Here is a 440-nt window from a genome sequence, read left to right on the forward strand (position 1 = left end):
GTGTATTTCCGTGATACCGCCCATGGCTTTCTTGCCTGGGCGTTGGCCACACTGCTCGTCGTCGGCGTGCTTGGCTCCGCGCTTTCCGCTGCCATAGGCTCGGGCGTGCAGGCGGTGTCCACCATCGCGTCTGGTGCGGCCATGGGCGCATCGGCGGGGGCTTCGGCCAATGCCGGCAGCGCGTCGGCCGACAATGCGACATCCTACCTGGTGGATTCACTGTTCCGTCCGGCCGATCCGGGCAAGCTCGCGGCCGCCAATCCGGACAGCGATGCGGCCGCGGTTGGGCAGGCTTCGCGCATCCTGATCGCCGGCGCCGCGGCAGGCGAGGTTTCCGCAGACGACAAAACCTATCTGTCGCAGTTGGTCGCCGTTCGCACGGGGCTTTCGGAAGCAGACGCCAGGACCCGGGTGGATGCCGTCCTCGCCAAGGCCCAGGA

General features: G+C 67.7%; 1 pseudogene. It reads left to right on the forward strand.

From position 1 onward, the window contains the following. Nucleotides 1–440, forward strand: a pseudogene (locus EN925_RS39260) (hypothetical protein); the annotation flags it as partial.

This window comes from Mesorhizobium sp. M7A.F.Ca.US.006.04.2.1 (genome assembly GCF_004022915.1).
GTDB classification, from domain to species: domain Bacteria; phylum Pseudomonadota; class Alphaproteobacteria; order Rhizobiales; family Rhizobiaceae; genus Mesorhizobium; species Mesorhizobium ciceri.